The organism is Anaeromyxobacter dehalogenans 2CP-C, from assembly GCF_000013385.1.
In the GTDB taxonomy this organism is placed as follows: domain Bacteria; phylum Myxococcota; class Myxococcia; order Myxococcales; family Anaeromyxobacteraceae; genus Anaeromyxobacter; species Anaeromyxobacter dehalogenans_B.
In genome coordinates this window covers 734,217-749,457 of the sequence record NC_007760.1, presented here as the reverse complement: position 1 = coordinate 749,457, position 15,241 = coordinate 734,217, and the positions used below count along the sequence as shown (strand labels likewise).

16 protein-coding genes are annotated in these 15,241 nt (G+C 71.9%); 1 reads left to right on the top strand and 15 read right to left on the bottom strand.

The window, feature by feature from the left end; all coding sequences use genetic code 11:
- Positions 1-176 precede the first annotated feature (176 nt).
- From accC to ADEH_RS03260, 15 genes are all read right to left on the bottom strand, one after another.
- Entirely contained in the window at positions 177-1,559 is a 1,383-nt protein-coding gene (gene accC, locus ADEH_RS03330) for an acetyl-CoA carboxylase biotin carboxylase subunit (RefSeq protein WP_011419709.1), read from the bottom strand.
- Positions 1,560-1,575: 16 nt separating this feature from the next.
- On the bottom strand, positions 1,576-2,115 hold the full coding sequence (gene accB, locus ADEH_RS03325; protein WP_011419708.1) for an acetyl-CoA carboxylase biotin carboxyl carrier protein: 540 nt from the start codon (positions 2,113-2,115) through the stop codon (positions 1,576-1,578).
- Between the two features lie 54 nt (positions 2,116-2,169).
- Positions 2,170-2,742, bottom strand: a complete 573-nt coding sequence (gene efp, locus ADEH_RS03320) for an elongation factor P (protein ID WP_011419707.1) — start codon at positions 2,740-2,742, stop codon at positions 2,170-2,172.
- A gap of 96 nt (positions 2,743-2,838) precedes the next feature.
- Entirely contained in the window at positions 2,839-3,198 is a 360-nt protein-coding gene (locus ADEH_RS03315) for a roadblock/LC7 domain-containing protein (protein WP_011419706.1), read from the bottom strand.
- A 127-nt stretch (positions 3,199-3,325) separates the two neighbouring features.
- Positions 3,326-3,979: a hypothetical protein gene (locus ADEH_RS03310; RefSeq protein WP_011419705.1), complete on the bottom strand. Its 654-nt coding sequence runs from the start codon at positions 3,977-3,979 to the stop codon at positions 3,326-3,328.
- A gap of 9 nt (positions 3,980-3,988) precedes the next feature.
- The gene (gene pilQ / locus ADEH_RS03305; protein WP_011419704.1) at positions 3,989-6,637 is read right to left on the bottom strand and encodes a type IV pilus secretin family protein; all 2,649 of its coding nucleotides are present in this window, start codon (positions 6,635-6,637) and stop codon (positions 3,989-3,991) included.
- Positions 6,634-7,167, bottom strand: coding sequence for a pilus assembly protein PilP (locus ADEH_RS03300; protein ID WP_011419703.1), 534 nt, complete (start codon positions 7,165-7,167; stop codon positions 6,634-6,636). Before ADEH_RS03300 ends, pilQ begins: the two co-directional genes overlap by 4 nt.
- On the bottom strand, positions 7,164-7,793 hold the full coding sequence (locus ADEH_RS03295) for a type 4a pilus biogenesis protein PilO (protein ID WP_011419702.1): 630 nt from the start codon (positions 7,791-7,793) through the stop codon (positions 7,164-7,166). The genes ADEH_RS03300 and ADEH_RS03295 overlap by 4 nt, the downstream gene beginning before the upstream one ends.
- A gap of 5 nt (positions 7,794-7,798) precedes the next feature.
- On the bottom strand, positions 7,799-8,380 hold the full coding sequence (locus tag ADEH_RS03290; RefSeq protein WP_011419701.1) for a PilN domain-containing protein: 582 nt from the start codon (positions 8,378-8,380) through the stop codon (positions 7,799-7,801).
- A 2-nt stretch (positions 8,381-8,382) separates the two neighbouring features.
- Positions 8,383-9,441, bottom strand: a complete 1,059-nt coding sequence (pilM, locus tag ADEH_RS03285; protein ID WP_011419700.1) for a type IV pilus assembly protein PilM — start codon at positions 9,439-9,441, stop codon at positions 8,383-8,385.
- A gap of 99 nt (positions 9,442-9,540) precedes the next feature.
- Positions 9,541-9,810 (bottom strand): helix-turn-helix transcriptional regulator, encoded by a 270-nt coding sequence (locus tag ADEH_RS03280; RefSeq protein ID WP_011419699.1) that lies wholly within the window; start codon positions 9,808-9,810, stop codon positions 9,541-9,543.
- A 183-nt stretch (positions 9,811-9,993) separates the two neighbouring features.
- Positions 9,994-11,361, bottom strand: coding sequence for a sigma-54-dependent transcriptional regulator (locus ADEH_RS03275; protein ID WP_011419698.1), 1,368 nt, complete (start codon positions 11,359-11,361; stop codon positions 9,994-9,996).
- Positions 11,362-11,376: 15 nt separating this feature from the next.
- Positions 11,377-12,498, bottom strand: coding sequence for a sensor histidine kinase (locus ADEH_RS03270; protein ID WP_011419697.1), 1,122 nt, complete (start codon positions 12,496-12,498; stop codon positions 11,377-11,379).
- Between the two features lie 3 nt (positions 12,499-12,501).
- Entirely contained in the window at positions 12,502-13,389 is an 888-nt protein-coding gene (locus ADEH_RS03265; protein ID WP_232287418.1) for a prepilin peptidase, read from the bottom strand.
- A 14-nt stretch (positions 13,390-13,403) separates the two neighbouring features.
- Positions 13,404-14,360 (bottom strand): ABC transporter ATP-binding protein, encoded by a 957-nt coding sequence (locus tag ADEH_RS03260; RefSeq protein ID WP_011419695.1) that lies wholly within the window; start codon positions 14,358-14,360, stop codon positions 13,404-13,406.
- A 257-nt stretch (positions 14,361-14,617) separates the two neighbouring features.
- Here ADEH_RS03260 and ADEH_RS03255 point away from each other — a divergent pair, with 257 nt between their 5' ends.
- The gene (locus ADEH_RS03255) at positions 14,618-15,193 is read left to right on the top strand and encodes a type IV pilin protein (RefSeq protein WP_041453296.1); all 576 of its coding nucleotides are present in this window, start codon (positions 14,618-14,620) and stop codon (positions 15,191-15,193) included.
- The last annotated feature ends 48 nt before the right edge of the window (positions 15,194-15,241 follow it).

Sequence of the window (15,241 nt, the reverse complement as noted above, 5' to 3'; positions counted from 1 at the left end):
GCGCGGGCGGCGCGCACCGCCGTCGACGCGGGCCAGGGGCTATCTGCGAGGGTAATGGATGCCCGGGGGGCGGTCAAGACGCGAATCCCGCGAAGTGACGCAGGAATTTTCCCGTCCGACGCCCTCCGGACCGGCCGCCGTGAGGGGCCCGGCGGCCCCCGCGGCGGCGGCGACGCCTACGCGCCCGCCACCTTGGAGGCGGGGGTCTCCTCCGGCGCCGGAGGGTTCAGGATCTGCTCGACGATGCGGGTGTCGTACTGCCCCGCCGTGAAGGCCGGGAAGGTGAGCACGCGCTTGTGGAAGGGGATGTTGGTCTTGATCCCCTCGATCACGTACTCGTTGAGCGCGCGCATGGCCCGGCGCAGCGCGATCTCCCGGTTCGCCCCGGTGACGATCAGCTTCGCCACCAGCGAGTCGTAGTACGGCTGCACCTTGTACTGCTCGTACGCCATCGTGTCCACGCGCACGCCGTACCCGCCCGGCTGGTGGTAGCCGGTGATCCGCCCCGGCGACGGCGCGAACGTGACCGGGTCCTCGGCGTTCACCCGGCACTCGATGGAGTGCGCCAGCGGGACCACCGACGCCTGCGAGCGCTCCAGCCGCTCGCCGGCCGCGAGCCGGATCTGCTCGCGCAGCAGGTCGAGCCCGTAGACCTGCTCGGTCACCGGGTGCTCCACCTGGATGCGGGTGTTCATCTCCATGAAGTAGTAGCGGCCCTTCTCGTCCATGAGGAACTCGATCGTCCCCACGTTGTTGTAGCCGATCCTCCTCATGGCCTTCAGGGCCACCTCGCCCATCTCCCGGCGCAGCTCCGGGGTGACGGCGGGCGAGGGCGACTCCTCGATGAGCTTCTGGTGGCGGCGCTGGACGGAGCACTCGCGCTCGCCCAGGTGGATGATGTTGCCGTGCTCGTCGGCCACGATCTGCAGCTCGATGTGGCGCGGCATCTCCACGTAGCGCTCGAGGTACATCGACCCGTCGCCGAACGCGGCGAGCGCCTCGTTCGACGCGGTCTCGAACAGCTGGCGGATCTGGCTCCGATCGCGGCAGATCTTCATGCCGCGCCCGCCGCCGCCCGCGGCGGCCTTCAGGATCACCGGGTAGCCCACCTGCTCGGCGATCCGCTCCGCCTCCTCGGCGTCGGCGAGCTTGCCCCGGGCCCCGGGCAGCAGCGGCAGGCCGGCCTGCTCCGCCGCCTCCCGCGCCGCGACCTTGTTGCCCATGAGGCGGATCATCTCCGGCCGCGGGCCGATGAACTTCAGGCCCATCTTCTCGACCATCGCCGCGAACTCGGCGTTCTCGGAGAGGAAGCCGTAGCCGGGGTGGAGCGCGTCGGCCCCGGTGACGTCCGCCGCGGCGAGCAGCGCGCGCGGGTTCAGGTAGCTGTCGCGCGACTGCGGCGGCCCGATGCAGATCGCCTCGTCGGCGAAGCGCACGTGGAGCGACTCGGCGTCGGCGGTGGAGTGGACCGCGACGGTGGCGATGCCGAGCTCCTTGCAGGCGCGGAGCACACGGAGCGCGATCTCGCCCCGGTTGGCGATGAGGACCTTCTTGAACATGCCGGCCTCTCCGGGCCTAGCCCGCGACGATGCGGAACAGCGGCTCGCCGAACTCCACCGGGGTGGCGTTCTGGACGTAGATCTCGGCGACCGTGCCGTCGGTCTCCGCCTCGATCTCGTTCATGAGCTTCATCGCCTCGACGATGCAGAGCGTCTGGCCCTTCTTCACCTTCTGGCCGACGTCCACGAACGGCGGCGAGTCGGGCGAGGGCGCGCGGTAGAACGTGCCGACGAACGGCGACTTCACCTCGACGCCGGGCTTGTCGGCCTTGGGCTCCGCCTTGGGCGCGCCGGCCGGCGCCGGCGCGGCGACCGGGGCGAGCGCCGCCGGGACCGGCGCGGCCACCGGCGCCGCGTGGAACACGGGCGCCGGCGCGGCGACGCCGCCGCGGCGGATCACGACCTTCTCCTCGCCCTTGGCCCAGGCGATGTGCGTCACGTCGCTCTTCTCCACCAGGGCCACCAGCTTCTTCACGTCCTCCATGGTGAAGCCGGGCGTCGGTGCGGGCTCGGGGGTGCGCTCGGGCTGCTGCTGCTTCAGGGGACGGGTGGCCATGTGCGGAGCTCCTGGCGAGGGACGTGGAGGGGGACGGAGGACGGCGGCGGCGCGCTAGCCGGCGACGCGGGTCAGGTACTCGCCCGACCGCGTGTCGATGCGGAGCGTGTCGCCCTCGTTGATGAACAGCGGGACGTTCACCACGTAGCCGGTCTCGAGCTCTGCCGGCTTGGTCGCGCCGGACACCGTGTCACCGCGGATGCCCGGGTCGCACTTCACGACCTTGAGGTCCATCGAGTTCGGCAGGGTCACCCCGATCGCCTTCCCGTTGAAGAACAGGATGTGCGTGGTGGTGTTGTCCTTGATGAAGTTCTTCGCGTCCCCCATCTGCTCCGCGGTGAGGAACGTCTGCTCGTAGTTCTTGTTGTCCATGAAGTTGTAGTGCTCGCCCTCGCGGTAGAGGAACTGCATCTCCCGCTCGTCGATGTCGGGCTTGCCCACCACGTCGCCGGACTTGAACGTCTTCTCGATGGTGCGGCCGGTCATCAGGTTCTTGATGCGCGTCCGCACGAACGCGGAGCCCTTGCCGGGCTTCACGTGCTGGAACTCGATGATCTCCCACGGCTCGCGCTCGATCTCGATCTTGAGACCGCGGCGGAACGCCGAGGTGTCCAGGGTCTCTGCCATTGTCTTCGCTGCTCCTTCGAAATGTCGGAAGTGAAAGATGAGCCCCGCCGCAGGGCGACGCCCGGCGCACCGGCCGGCGTGCGCTCGCCCGCGCGGCTACAGCTCGGACCTCAGCCTGGGGGCGGTGACGCGCAGCAGGTAACGGGCCTTGCCGAAGTTCCCGTCCGGCGCGAGCGCCATGACCATGAAGTACTCGGGGTTGACGACGCGTGCGACGGTGAGGATGCGGTCCGTGGAGAGCGAGAGCTCCGCCAGGCCGCCCGCCGCGTGGGTCTCGGACGCCTCCCGGGCGCTCCGGAACAGCCCGGAGTACTCGATGAGCAGGGACTTGAGGTCCACGTCTGCCTCGGCCTCGACGTGGCTGTCCACCTCGATGCCGTCCATGCCCATGAGCGTGCAGGCGACCGCACCATCGCAGCGCCGGCAGATCTCCTGCAAATGTTCGCGAAAGCCCATCGATCCTCGCCTCCACGGCCGAAAAGAGCCGTGATTTCAGGCCCCGGACCCGCGGAGACCGGCCCGTTCTAGCCCGCTGGCGCCGGGGGCGTCAAGGATGGGGGCGGACGCGGCGCGTCAGGCGCGGCTACGGCGCCGCCGGCGCGGCCGTGCAGGTGTATGCCGCGGTCTGGGCCGTGTTCGGGCAGACGTACGTGATCGTGTCGGTCGCGTTCGGGCAGGTGTAGCCGGGGAACGCGTCGTTGTGCACGTCCACAGGGAACGTGACGCCGCCGACCTCGAACGAGTCGCCGCTGGCGTAATGGCCGGTGATCGTCAGCCCGACCTCGACCAGGCCGGTGGTCGCGCCCGCGGCCGCCATGGCCGCGGACAACGGCGCGCTGATGGTCTCGGGGATGAGGCGGACGATGGGGGCGCTGGTGCTCCCGGCCCTCAGGATGCCGCTCGCCGGGTAGTCGTAGTCCGCGTAGTTGAAGAACGCGCTCCGGTAGGTCAGCCGGTACTTCTCGAGGTACGCGTCGTTCGTGTTCAGGCGGCCGGCCGAGGGGTCTGCGTTGTCGGCCAGCTGGTTCGTCATCTCGACGAACAGCTCCAGATAGTTGGTGCCGCCCTCCAGGTACAGGAACGGCTGCGAGGCGAGGTAGGCGTCGCACCCGCCTTCGGTCCCGCAGGTCTCCGCCGGCGGCGCGCACAGCGCCACCACCTGGATCGAGGCGTTGTTGTCCACCTTGCAGGCGAGCGCCGCCGCAGCGAGAAAGAGGGTCGCGAGTCGTGTCTTCATGGCTGGCTCCTAGTTGCTCGCGGCCGCCGCGGCCGTCGCCGGCTGCCGGTTCAGGATGCGCGGCGTGATGAAGATGAGCAGCTCGGTGTGGTCGTCCGTGTTCGTGTCGCTCCGGAAGAAGAAGCCGAGCAGCGGGATCTTGCTGAGGAACGGCACCGCGGCGGTCTTCGACGCCGTGGAGCGTGTGTAGATGCCGCCGATGACGGTGGTCTCGCCGTCCTTCACCAGGACCTCGGTCTCCGCCTCGCGCTTCGAGATCGAGGGCTGCCCGTTCGAGCCGGTCAGGGACGAGTTCGGCGCGTTGTTGGTCGCCTTGATCTTGAGGAGGATCGAGCCGTCGGCGGTGACGTGCGGCGTGACCTTCAGCTCCAGCTTCGCCTCCACGAACGTCGTGTTCACGCCCGACGCGGAGGTCTGCGAGAACGGGATGGAGATGCCCTGCCCGATGGTCGCCTCCTTGTTGTCGATGGTGGCGATCTTGGGCGAGGAGATGGTCTTCACCACGCCGTTGTTCTCGAGCGCGGAGAGGCGGAGGTTCAGGTTGAACGCGCCGTTCGCGGAGCCGAGCACCAGGCCGATGCCGCCGCCGGCGCCCTGGCCGATGGCGGCCGGGAGGTTGACGGCGTAGTTCGGGGTGGCCGAGGTGCCCTGGTTCGGCGCCTGGCCGGCGGCGCCGGCGCCCGAGACGTTGTTCGGGAACGCGACGCCGGTGGGGTTGCCGGTGGCCTGCGTGAACGAGGCGTTGCCGCCCCACTGCACGCCGAGCTGGCGGTTGAAGTTCGAGGACGCCTCGACGATGCGGCTCTCGATGAGCACCTGCGGGATCTCGGTGTCGAGGTTCCGCACCAGCCCCTCGGCGCGGACCAGGGCCTCGGGGATGTCCTTCACGATGAGCACGTTGGTGCGCTCGTCGGTGGAGACCGAGCCGCGCTCGGAGAGCACGTCCTTCACCCGGCTCGCCACGTCGTTCGCCCGCGCGTAGTTCACCGGGATGATTCGCACCTTCAGCGGGATGAGCGGGATGCGCGCCTTCTCGGCCTCCGCCTTCGCCGCCTGCTCCTTGGCGATGGCCTCGAACTTCGCGATCCGGATGACGTTGCCCATCTCCTCCTTCCCCAGCCCCTTGGACCGCAGGACCAGGTCGAGCGCCTGGTCCCAGGGCACGTTGCGGAGCGAGACGGTGACCTTGCCGGACACGTCGTCGGCCACGACGATGTTCTTCTTGGAGACATCGGCGATGAGCCGGAGCAGGTTGCGGATCTCGATGTCGTGGAAGTCGAGGGTGATCCGGCGGCCGGTGTAGCCGCGCGCCTGGGGCGCGCCCGAGGAGGCGTACGCCGGGGCTTCGGCGGCGAAGCCCGCCACCTTCGCGTCGGCGGCCTGGGCCTGCTCCGGCGCGGCGGGCGCCGCGGCCTCTGCCGCCGCCTCACCGGCCTCGGAGAACGTCCAGGCGAGCCCGTCGCGCGTCTCGATCATCCGGTCGGTGGCGTTGCCGCGCAGGCTGGCCACGATGCGGACCTGCCCGGTCTGCGGCTGGTTGAAGGAGGAGACCATCGCCACCGGGCCGCGGAAGGCGCTGGTGTCGAGGGAGCGCTCCAGCGCGCGCGGGAGCTGCGCGCCGTCCAGCGTCAGCACCACCGTGTGCGCGTCGGGCCGCGAGATGACGAACGGCGCCTTGCCGGAGATGTCGATACGGGCGCCGCCGCCGGCGCTCGCGAAGCGGACGTCGCCGATGCGCGCCAGGCCGGGCGCCGCGGGCGCGGCCGCCGGCGCGACGGGCTCGACGCGGGGCGCCGGCACGGCCTTGCGCGCCGGCTCGGCAGCCGCCACGGTGGCGCCAGAGGTGACCACGGCCACGCCGCCGGCCACGCGCTTCACCTCGTACCTCGGCAGCGCGCCGGACGCGTCGAGGACGACGCGCACCTTGCCCGCGTCGCGCCCGAAGCGGACCTGCGAGAACGCGCCGCGCACCTTCACCGGCGCCCGCGGCGCGCCGGAGACGCCGTGGACGTCGATGGCGAGGCGCGCCGGGTCGCGCAGCTCGAGGATCTCGAGGCGGCCGGCCTGGCCGTCGGTCGCGATGACGAGCTGGCCTCCGGCAGCGCGGACGCCCGTGATCCGGGTAGCGGTGCCGGCTGGGCCCTCGTCCACGCGGTGCGCGACGAGGTGGTCGTCGCCGGAGGACGCGGGGGCGGCGGGCGGCGCGGCCGCGGGGGCCGGAGCCTTCGGCGCGGAGGCGGTCGCCTGGGTGGGGACGCTCGCGGCCTCGGCCTCCAGCACGCGCACCACCACCGCGTCACCCCGCGGCGCCACGTCGTAGCGGCGCGCGCCGTCGAGCGCGATGATCACGCGGCCGACCGCGCTGCGCTCGTCCTTGTACTGTGCCGTGCTCACCGCGAGCACGCCGGCCTTGCCGACCTGGATGGGCGAGGTCACCCCGGAGACGTCGGCGCCGGCCAGGTCCACCACCAGCCGCGGCGGGTCCTGGAGCTTGAACACGGAGTAGGACGGGGCCCGCGAGCCGCGGATCTCGAGCTCGAGCGCGCCCTCGCGCTGCCCGACCTCGATCCCCCGGATGACGTTCGGCTCCGCAGCGGAGGCGACGCCGATCGCGCCCCACAGGAGCAGGCCGACGATGGGCTTCAGGCGGGAAGTCATGGGAGCTGCTCCTCGAGGTTGAGCGCCGCTTCCTTCGGAAGGCGGAGCACGGTCTGGGTTCGGTCGCGGGTCCCGTCGGCGCGGAGTGCGAACTCGGTCACCACGACCTCGCCGCTCCTCACCGCCGCGACGGTGCCGCCGTTCTTTCCGAGGCAGGCGCCGCGGCGCACTGCATAGCCGACGCCGGACGGCGCCTCGACCATGGCGACCGGATCTTCGAGCCCGGTGACCACGGCGACCAGCTTCAGCTGATCGAGCTCGTACTTCCCGAGCGGTGTCGCGCACCGGGTCTGCAGCCCCGGCCCGGCCTGGGTCACGTCCGCCAGGAAGCTCCGGAACGGATCGCGCTTGCCGACCGACGAGTAGACCCAGTCGTCGGCCTTCGCGGTCTGCGGCTCCGGCTTGACGTCGGCGGGCGCGGTGGCCGCGGCGGCGGCCTTCTTCGGCGCGGGGGCGCGCTTGGGCGCGGAGCCGCCGCACCCGGCGAGGAGCGCGCAGAGGAGGAAGGGGACGATGCGGCGCGGGCTCACTTGGCGCCTCCCTTCTTCGGCGCTGCCGCCGCGGGCTTCGCCTCGACGAACATGAACGTGGTCGCCAGGAACTTGCCGTTCAGCAGGATCTTCCCGTTCACGTCCTTGGGCCCGTCCAGCACGATGTCCGTGACGTTCACGATGCGCTGCATCCGGCCGAGGGCGTCGAAGAACGTCGCGATCTCGTGGAAGCTGCCGGTGACCGACATGGGGATGGGGATCCGCGCGTAGAAGCGCTCGGTGACCGCGGGCCTCGGCTCGATGGTGCCGATCTCCAGCCCGGCCTTCTGCGCGCGGTCCTGGAGGAGCTGCAGCAGCTCGTCGATCTTCTTGTCCTCGGGCAGCTCCGCGAGCGCCTGGCGCAGCCGCTCCTCGAGCAGCTCCTTCTCCCGCCGGAACTGGTTCAGGTTGTTCGCGATGGACGTCTTCTCGATGTACTCGCGATCCAGCCGGGCCTGCTCCGTCTTCGCCCTCGCGATGCGCGTCTCGACCTCGGAGATGGAGGGCCCGAAGGTGGCCGACATGGCGAAGTAGTTGAGCGCGGTGACGGCGATCACGATCGCCGCGACGACCCCGACCTTCGCGGCGGTCGACGCCCGGGCGATGTTCTCGATGAGCTTTTCCATGGCGCCTACTTCTTCCCGGGCGACGGCGCGGCGATCACCGGCGCGCCCGGATAGACGACGTTCGCGGACAGCGAGAACTCCACCAGCCTGAACGACTTGTCGGTCTTCGCGCTCGTCTTCTTCAGCTCGACGTCCTTGAAGTACGTGGAGCCCTTGAGCGCGGTCATGAGCTCCGACACCTCGTCGATGCTCGCCGCCGTGCCCGTGAACGTGAGGGCGTCGCCCTTCTGCTCGAGCTTGGAGAGCCAGAGCCGCTTCGGCGTGAGCTGCGCGAGCTGGTCGAGCATCTTGACCGGCCCGATCCGCCCGGCCTTGAGCCGGTCCAGCACCTCGAGCTTCTCGCGGAGCTGCGCCTGCTGCTCCTTGATGTCCTTGACCTCACCGATGATGCGGTCGAGCTGGGCGATGTCGGCCTTCGTCCGCTTCAGCTGCGCCTCGCGAGCGGCGAGGTCCGAGGAGCGCGACGCGGCCCACAGGTAGTTGCCCACGAGGCCGCCGATCACGACGACGGCGAGCAGCGCCAGCTGCTGCTTGCCCGCCTCCTTCTTCTTCGAGACCCGGACCGGGAGCAGGTTTATCCGGATCATGGCTACTTGTCTCCGGCGCGGCGAAGCGCGAGGCCGACGCTCACGGCGGCCGCGGGGGCAGCCGCGAGGATCACCGCGGGGTCGAACTTGCGGTTGTCGATCTCGATGTTCTTGAAGGGATTCAGCACCTCGACCGGCGCGCCGGCGCGTCCCTCGATGGCCTTGAACAGCGCCGGGATGCGCGCGGTCCCGCCGGACAGGTAGACCCGCCCGATCGTCGCCCCGCCCGAGGTGGAGGCGAAGAAGTCGAGCGAGCGCTGGACCTCGCCCGAGAGCTGGTCGGCGACGCCCTGGATGACCCGCTCCACCTCCTGCGGGATCACCGCGTCGGACTCGCCCTGCCCGCCCACCTTCAGCGCCTCGGCCTCGTCGTAGGAGACGTTCAGCTGCTTCTGGATCTCCTCCGTGAAGGCGTTGCCGCCCATGGTGATGTCGCGCGTGAACGTGGTGATCCCGTGCGACACCACGTTCACGTTGGTGACCGCGGCGCCGACGTTGATGAGCACCACCGTCTCGTCGGGGGACCCGTCGTAGTTCACCTCGAACGCGTTCTGGACGGCGAACGCATCGACGTCCACCACGGTCGCGGTGAGCCCCGCTTCCGCGCAGACCGAGGTGTAGTCGTTGATCATGTCCTTCTTGGCGGCCACCAGCAGCACGTCCATCTGCCCGGCGGCGTCGCCGTCGGGCGTCAGGATCTGCGTGTCGATGTTCACGTCCTTGATGTCGAAGGGGATGTACTGCTCCGCCTCCCACTGGATGGACTCGTCGAGCTCCTCCTGCGACATGCGCGGGAGCGAGATCTTCTTGATGATCACCGAGTGGCCGCGGACGCCGATCGCGACGTCCTTCGCCTTGACCTTCTGCTTCCCGAGGACCTCCTGCACCGCCTGCACGATGGCGGAGGAGTTCATCAGGGCCCCGTCCACGATGGCCTCGGGGGGCAGCGGCGCCGTCGCGAACGCCTCGAGCGTCCAGCCTCCCCGCTTCTCGCGGAGCTGCACGAGCTTCACGCTCGAGGAGCCGATGTCGAGGCCGACGGCGAGCTTCTTCTTCGCCATGGCGATCCCTTCACGAGAGGCGCGGGCGAACGCACCCGCGCCCCGTCTCGAGCGGCTTCGCGCCGCAGCGCGCGCTCAGGGTGAACGACGGGGCGGGGCTCACGAGAGGCGCCCTCCGGGGCTGGGGCCGAACACCTTGCGCCGGTCCGAGGGGGTCAGGCCGAGCGCGAGGATGATCTTCCGCTTGGTGTCCACGCGGCACTCCAGGCCGTGCTCGATCCGGGTCACGGTGAGCGGGGAGACGCCCGCCTTGCGGGCGAGCTCGGCCTTGGTGAGGAGCTGCTCCTCCCGGAGCCGCTGCACGTTGTTCGGCGCGCGCCTCGCAGGCTTCGCGAGGGACGTCCGGGCGCTGGGCGATCGGTCGGCCATGCGGGGGCCACGCTATGCGATCGCCCCCCGAAGGATCAAGAAAGGCGCCTGCGCGGATATCGGCGGTTGTAGGCGACCGAGCGCTAGCTGACGCGAAGTGATGCGTAGTTATGCGTCATACCGCCCGTGGAGGAGCGGGCGGGCGGGCGCCCGCCCGCCGGGAGGCGGGGCGCCGCGGCGGCCCTATCCGAGGCCGTACTCCTTGATCTTGTACAGGAGCGCCCCGTACGAGAGCTCGAGCAGCTCTGCGGCGCGGGTGCGGTTCCCGGCGGTCCGCTCCAGCGCCGCACGGATGAGCCGCTCCTCCAGGGCGCGGGTGGCGCGCTTCACCGACAGCGAGCCGTCGCCGGCGTCGGCAGGTGCCGGGGCCGCGCGCGCGCGGGCGCGGATCCCCTCGGGCAGGTCCTCCTCGCGCAGCACCGGCCCGTCGGCGAGCACCACGGCCCGCTCGACCGCGTGCTCCAGCTCGCGCACGTTTCCGGGCCAGCCATGGGCGAGCAGCGCCGCGCGGGCCTCGTCCGACAGCGCCAGCCCGGGCAGCTCGGGGCGGAGGTGGCGGAACCGGGCCAGGAAGTGATCCAGCAGCGCGGGGAGGTCCTCCCGCCGCTCTCGCAGCGGCGGGAGGCGCACGCCCACCACGTCGAGGCGCCAGTACAGATCCTCCCGGAACCGGCCCGCCGCCACGGCGGCGCGGAGGTCGATCGCGGTCGCGGCGACGACGCGAACGTCCACCCGGCGGCTGCGGGTGTCGCCGACGGGCCGCACCTCCTCCTCCTGGAGGAAGCGCAACAGCTTCACCTGGAGGCCCAGGGGCAGCTCGCCGATCTCGTCGAGGAACAGCGTCCCGCCGTCCGCCTCCGCCGCGAGCCCCTTCTTCGCGCGCACCGCGTCGGTGAAGGCGCCCTTCACGTGCCCGAACAGCTCGGACTCGATGAGCTCCGAGGGGATGGCCCCGCAGTTGACCGCGACGAACGGGAGGGCGGCCCGCGGCGAGAGCTGGTGGATCGCGCGCGCGACCAGCTCCTTGCCGGTGCCCGACTCACCCTGCACCAGGACGGTGGTCTTCTGCTGCGCGATCTTGCGGATCTGCCGGGACACCTCGCGCATCGGCTCGGAGGTGCCGACCATGTGCTCCGGGCTGTACCCGGCCGACAGCTCGGTGCGCAGCCGGCGGTTCTCGCGCGCCAGCCGCTCGCGCTCCTCCGCCTTGCGGAGCACCAGCACCACCTCGTCCGGCTTGAACGGCTTCGACAGGAAGTCGTAGGCGCCGGCCTTCATCGCCTCGATGGCCGCGTCGTGCGCGCCGTACGCGCTCATCACGATGACCATCAGCTCCGGCGCGGTGCGCTGGATCTCGCGCAGCAGGCCCAGGCCGCCCATCCCGGGCATGCGCACGTCGGTGAGCACCAGGTCGAAGTCCCGGGCCGCCAGCTCCTTGAGCGCCTCCTCGCCGGTGGCCACCGCGCGCGGGTCGTACCCGTGGTCCACCAGGATCACGGAGAGCAGGTGCCGGATGGAAGCCTCGTCGTCCACGACGAGGACGTTGCGCATGCCCACGGCGCGACTCTAGCACGGGCCCGCGGGCGGACCCCCGCGCCGGAGCCGCAGGCGGAACACCGCCCCGCCGCCCGGCCCGTTGGCGGCGGAGAGGTCTCCGCCCATCGCCTCCACCAGGCCGTGGCTCACCGAGAGCCCGAGGCCGGTGCCGGCGCCGGGAGGCTTGGTCGTGAAGAAGGGATCGAAGACGCGCGGCAGGTCCTCGGGCGCGATCCCGGGCCCATCGTCCGAGACCTCGACCTCCACCGCGCCCTCGACCGCGCGGGCCTCGACGCGCAGCGTGCCACGGCCCCCCATCGCGTCGCCCGCGTTCAGGAACAGGTTGAGGAAGACCTGCGCGAGCCTCGCCTCGTCGGCGAGCACCGGCGGGAGGCTCGCGGGCAGGTCGAGCTCCGCCCGCACCTCTCGAAGCCGCGCCTGCACGCGCGCCAGGCGGAGCGCCGCATCGACCGGGCCGGACAGCGCGATGGGCGCCACCACCGGCGCCGAGGGGCGCGCCAGCTCGAGCAGGTCGCGCACGATGGCGTCGATCCGGCCCGCCTCCACCGCGATCCGCGCGACCAGGTCCTCCGCCTGCTCCGCCTCGCCCGCGCGGATCCGGCCGCGCGCCAGCTCGGCGTAGCCGGAGATGGCGCCGAGCGGGTTGCCGACCTCGTGCGCCACGCCCGAGGCGAGCCTGCCCACGGCGGCGAGCTGCTCGGAGCGCAGCCACGAGGCCCGCGCCTCCGCGAGCGCGCGGTTCGCGCCCTCCAGTTCCTCGATCTTGGCGGCGAGGCGCACGCGCTCCTCGCCGAGCGCTTCCGCCACGCGCTCGAACGCCACCGCCGCCCGGGCGAGCGAGCCGTCCTCGGGCTCGCCCGGCGGCGCGAGCACCGGGAGCCCGCCGCTCGCGTGCTCCAGCCGCCGTGCGGACGCGAGCAGCCGCCCCACCGGCCGCGCCACCGAGCGTCGCAGCAGCACCAGGCCCACCGCGATCACGGCCGCCGCAGCGCCGGCCGCGAGGAGCGCGAGCCTCGCGGGGCCGAACACGCCGCGCGCCGCGGGCGGAACGCCCAGCGCCAGGAGGAGCACCGCGCCGGCGGCCGCCGCGGCGACGAGGTCGAGCAGGAGGACGAGGCCCACGCGCCGCATGGATCACCGGAACAGCTCTAGCGACGGGACACCGCGCACGATGAGGTCCGCGAGATACAGCCACTCCAGGGCACCGGCGGCCAGGAACGGGCCGAACGGGACCGCGTTCCGGGGCGGGACCCAGTCGTCGGCGTCGGCGAGCACGGCCGGATCGCCGGGCACCGACGGGGCTGGCGGCGCAGCCGCCTCGGCCGGCGGCTGCGGGCCGGGCTGCCCCTTCCCGAGCGCGAGCAGCACGAGGCCCACCACGCTCCCCTGCACCGAGGCGAGCAGCACCACCGGGAGCAACGCCGCCACCCCCAGCCACGCGCCGATCCCCGAGAGGAGCCACACGTCCCCGAACCCGAGCGCCTCCTTGTGCAGCACCTTCTCGCCGACGACCGAGACGAGCGCGAAGGCGAGGAAACCGACCGCCGCGCCGATCGCCGAGCCCTGGAGCGTCGCCGGTCCGAGCCCGGCAGCGGCGGCGGCGAGGCCGGTGGCGATGAGGGGCCAGGTGAGCGCGTGGGGAAGCAGCCAGGTGTCGAGATCGATGAACGCAAGCGCCACCAGGAGCGAGACGAGCACCAGCTCGCCCAGCGCGGCGACGGCGAGGCCGTGGCGCGCCCACGCCAGCAGCGCCACGCCCGCGACGAGCGCCTCGACCAGCGGGTAGCGGGCGGAGATGGGCGCGCGGCAGCTGCGGCAGCGGGCGCGCAGCACGAGCCAGGACACCACCGGCACGTTGTCGTACCAGGCGATGGGCGTCCTGCAGCGCGGGCAGCGCGACCCCGGGGAGACGATCGACTCGCCGGCCGGCACCCGGGCGATCACGACGTTGAGAAAGCTGCCCACCACGCCGCCGACCAGCGCCACCCAGGCCGCGATCAGGCCCGCGGGGACGCCGGGCATCGCCGGGTCCATGCCTACGCACCCCCGGCGGCGGCCCTCGGCTCCGGCTCGGCGCCGTGCACCTCGGCCAGGCGGCGCACGAAGAAGTCCTCGAGCGTGTCGCGGTGCGGTGTCAGCGCGATCACCCTGCCGCCGGCGCGCACCACGGCGCTGACCGCGGCGTCGGCCGCGGGCGCGTCGTCGAACACCACCGTGAGGCGGTCGCCGTCGGCGCGCAGGAGCCGCCCGCGCGAGAGCGCCTCGCGCGCCGGGCCGGGCACCGTGGCGGTGAGCTCCACCGCGCGCACGTTCCCGGAGAGCAGCTCGTCGATGCGCCCGACGTCGCGCAGCTTGCCGCGCAGGATCACGCCGACGCGGTCGCACAGGCTCTCGACGTCCGGGAGGATGTGCGTGGAGAAGAACACGGTCTTGCCGCGCCGCTTCAGCTCGAGGATGAGGTCGCGCACGTCCTTGCGGCCGACGGGGTCGAGCCCGCTCATGGGCTCGTCCAGCACGACCAGCGCCGGGTCGCCCACCAGCGCCTGCGCGATGCCGAGCCGCTGCTGCATGCCCTTCGAGTACTTCCGGATCTGCCGATCCGCGGCCGCGGTCAGGCCCACCAGCTCGAGCAGCTCGTCACAGCGGCGGTCGCGAGCCGCCCCCGGGACCTCGGAGAGCCGCGCGAAGAAGCGCAGCGCCTCGCGGCCGGTGAGGAACTCGTAGTACGCGGGGTGCTCCGGCAGGTAGCCGATGCGCGCCTTGGCGCGCCGGCTCGGGATGGGGTCGTCGAAGATGAAGGCCCGCCCGCTGCTCGGGTAGATGAGCCCCATCAACATCTTGATGGTCGTGGTCTTGCCGGCGCCGTTCGGGCCGACGAACCCGAAGATCTCCCCGGGGGCGACCTCGAGGTCGAGCGCGTCCACCGCGGTGACCTTGCGTGCCAGCAGCCCCACCTCGAAGACCTTCGTCAGCTTCTCCGTCCTCAGGATCATCGCCGCGGATGATCGGCGGGGTCCTGGCCCCTGTCAAAGGGACGGGCGCCGGGCCGGTGACGAAAAACGTCACCCGACCCGGGGCGGGCGCCGCGTTCCGTCACCGCGGGTCTCCGCCATCCATGTCGGATCGGGTGCTTGCGGATGCCCGGCCGCTGGCACCCTCGATGCTATGCAGGCGTTCCGCCGGGCGGCCGTCGCAGCCCGGTCCGCGGGGCCGCGAGGCTCACACCGCGGCCCACATCTCCGGAGGTCTCATGAAGAAGGCTGCCAAGGGCTTCACCCTCATCGAGCTCATGATCGTCGTCGCGATCATCGGGATCCTCGCCGCGATCGCCATCCCGAACTTCCTCCGCTACCAGCTCCGCGCGAAGTTCAGCGAGCTCCGCGAGAACGTGAACGCGGTGTTCAAGTCGGAGGAGGCCCTTCGCCAGGGCGAGGCGTCGAACGGCCAGTACCGGGCCGTCGCGCTGCTGCCCGACGGTTGCGACAACACGGGTGGCCAGGGCACGGCGAAGCATCCGTGGGCCCCGGCCGACCTGGCGGCCGCCGCGCAGATCGACTGGGTGGTCGAGGGCTCGACGTACGGCTGCTACACGACCACGGTGTCCGCCCCCGCCGTCCACCTGACCGTCTACGCGAACTCGGACATCGACGGCGACGGGACCGAGGGCTGCGTGTACCTGTACAAGGCGACGCTCGACTCCGCTGGCGGGGTTGCGTCCACCGCGGCCGGCGTCGCTCACGTCTGCCCGAACCAGGGTGGGACGCCGATCGCTCCGTTCGGCCCGCCGTGGGGCCAGCCGCAGATCGCGGCGGACGGCGTGTTCTAGAGCGCCGCGGGTCGCGAACTTGTCAAGGGCAGCGCTCCCGGACTACAT

Coding starts and splice junctions, on each gene's coding strand:
- accC (WP_011419709.1), bottom strand. CDS start 1,559: ATGTTCAAGAAGGTCCTCATCGCCAACCGGGGCGAGATCGCGCTCCGT.
- accB (WP_011419708.1), bottom strand. CDS start 2,115: ATGGCCACCCGTCCCCTGAAGCAGCAGCAGCCCGAGCGCACCCCCGAG.
- efp (WP_011419707.1), bottom strand. CDS start 2,742: ATGGCAGAGACCCTGGACACCTCGGCGTTCCGCCGCGGTCTCAAGATC.
- ADEH_RS03315 (WP_011419706.1), bottom strand. CDS start 3,198: ATGGGCTTTCGCGAACATTTGCAGGAGATCTGCCGGCGCTGCGATGGT.
- ADEH_RS03310 (WP_011419705.1), bottom strand. CDS start 3,979: ATGAAGACACGACTCGCGACCCTCTTTCTCGCTGCGGCGGCGCTCGCC.
- pilQ (WP_011419704.1), bottom strand. CDS start 6,637: ATGACTTCCCGCCTGAAGCCCATCGTCGGCCTGCTCCTGTGGGGCGCG.
- ADEH_RS03295 (WP_011419702.1), bottom strand. CDS start 7,793: ATGGAAAAGCTCATCGAGAACATCGCCCGGGCGTCGACCGCCGCGAAG.
- ADEH_RS03290 (WP_011419701.1), bottom strand. CDS start 8,380: ATGATCCGGATAAACCTGCTCCCGGTCCGGGTCTCGAAGAAGAAGGAG.
- pilM (WP_011419700.1), bottom strand. CDS start 9,441: ATGGCGAAGAAGAAGCTCGCCGTCGGCCTCGACATCGGCTCCTCGAGC.
- ADEH_RS03280 (WP_011419699.1), bottom strand. CDS start 9,810: ATGGCCGACCGATCGCCCAGCGCCCGGACGTCCCTCGCGAAGCCTGCG.
- ADEH_RS03275 (WP_011419698.1), bottom strand. CDS start 11,361: ATGCGCAACGTCCTCGTCGTGGACGACGAGGCTTCCATCCGGCACCTG.
- ADEH_RS03270 (WP_011419697.1), bottom strand. CDS start 12,498: ATGCGGCGCGTGGGCCTCGTCCTCCTGCTCGACCTCGTCGCCGCGGCG.
- ADEH_RS03265 (WP_232287418.1), bottom strand. CDS start 13,389: ATGCCCGGCGTCCCCGCGGGCCTGATCGCGGCCTGGGTGGCGCTGGTC.
- ADEH_RS03260 (WP_011419695.1), bottom strand. CDS start 14,360: ATGATCCTGAGGACGGAGAAGCTGACGAAGGTCTTCGAGGTGGGGCTG.
- ADEH_RS03255 (WP_041453296.1), top strand. CDS start 14,618: ATGAAGAAGGCTGCCAAGGGCTTCACCCTCATCGAGCTCATGATCGTC.